This is a genomic window from Brevundimonas sp. SPF441, from assembly GCF_009661015.1.
GTDB classification, from domain to species: Bacteria; Pseudomonadota; Alphaproteobacteria; order Caulobacterales; family Caulobacteraceae; genus Brevundimonas; species Brevundimonas vesicularis.
The window spans coordinates 1-1,581 of the sequence record NZ_WJWX01000053.1; the positions used below are offsets into that span (position 1 = coordinate 1).

Below are 1,581 nucleotides of genomic sequence, written 5' to 3' on the forward strand. Positions count from 1 at the left end.
GTCGAGGCCGTGTAAAAACGTGCTGAGCTACGGCGGGGCGGGTGTGGCGACGAGGCGCAGAGCGCCATCGTCTCAGGCCCTGATCGCCTCCATCAGCGGCTTCGTTCCGAGCACCGCCATCACCCGCTTCATATTGTAGGCCAGGATGTGGAGGCTGATCTCGGTCTTCACGTTGGGCAGGCGCTTCATCAGGAAGTGGGAGTGGCCCATCCAGGCCTTGATGGTGCCGAAGGGGTGTTCGACCAGGCTTCGCCGTTCGCGCATGGCTCTGGGCCTCAGGTCCATTCGGGTTTGAAGGGCATCGATCACCGCCTCATGCTCCCAGCGCGTGACCTTTCGCTCGACCGCAGGCGTGCACTGGGCCTTGATGCTACAGCCTGTGCAACTGGCCCGATCCCAGTATCGATGCAGCGTCATGCCTCTTTCGACGACGGTCATGTGGTACGGAAGCAGGGAGCCGGCCGGGCAACGGTAGACGTCTTGATCTGGCAGATAGACGAAGTCCTGCTTGCCGAAGCGTCCATTCGCCTTTGCGCCTGATGTCAGCGTCTTTGGCACGAAGGGCGTCGCGCCCAGGGCCTCACAGGCCAGGATTTCTTCGCCGGAGAAGTAGCCCCGGTCCGCCAGCACATCGAGCCTCTCCACGCCCATGGCCTCCTTGGCCTGACCCGCCATGTTCGCCAGCTGTTGCTTGTCCGAGCCGGTCATCACCACCTCGTGGGCGACGATCAGGTGATGCTCGCCCTCGACGGCGGATTGGACGTTGTAGCCGACGATGCCGCTCCCCCGGCCTGACGTCGCCATGGCGCGGGCGTCGGGATCGGTCAGGGACACCTGGCCGTCCGGCGACGCCTCGACCTCAGCCTCCATCGCCCTCAGCATCGCCATCTGGGCGCGGAGCCGATTGATCTTCTCGACCAGCCTCACCGACCGTGCCGCCACGCCATCCCCCTCGTGCCGATCGGCCGTATCGAGGTCCTCGAGGTAGCTGGCGATGTGCTCGGCAACCTGCTCGATCCGCCGCTTCACCTTGTAGGCGGTGAAGTTCTTGTCGCGGGTGTTCACCGCCTTGAACTTGGAGCCGTCGATGGCGACCAAGGCCGCGCCGAACAGGCCAAGCTGGCGGCACAGAACCACGAACTGCGCGCACGCCGCCTGGATCGCAGGGCCATTCTCGCGGCGGAAGTCGGCAATGGTCTTGTGATCCGGCGCCAGCCGCCCCGTCAGCCACATCAGCTCGACGTTGCGCTGCGCCTCGCGCTCCAGTCTCCGGCTCGACTGCACCTTGTTCAGGTAGCCGTAGACGTAGAGCTTCAACAGCATTGACGGGTGATAGGCCGGACGGCCCGTCGCCGCCGGCGTCATGCCCTCGAAGCCCAGCCCCTTCAGATCCAGCTCGTCGACGAAGACATCGACCACCCGGACTGGATTATCCTCGGCCACATAGTCGTCGAGGCACTCGGGAAGCAGCGTCTGCTGCCGGCGGTCTGCACCCTGAACGAAGCGGCTCATACCCACCTCCTGAAGACCTCAGGAGGCTACCCTAATTCGCTCGAGCTGGAGGCGTTTTCACACAGCCTC

General features: G+C 64.5%; 1 protein-coding gene. It reads right to left on the bottom strand.

Annotated elements, in window-relative coordinates; genetic code table 11:
• Positions 1–72 precede the first annotated feature (72 nt).
• Positions 73–1,512 carry an IS1182 family transposase gene (locus GGC30_RS16145; RefSeq protein ID WP_153926142.1) on the bottom strand — a complete coding sequence of 480 codons (1,440 nt, stop codon included), beginning with the start codon at positions 1,510–1,512 and terminating at the stop codon, positions 73–75.
• Between the last annotated feature and the right edge of the window lie 69 nt (positions 1,513–1,581).

Coding starts and splice junctions, on each gene's coding strand:
- GGC30_RS16145 (WP_153926142.1), bottom strand. CDS start 1,512: ATGAGCCGCTTCGTTCAGGGTGCAGACCGCCGGCAGCAGACGCTGCTT.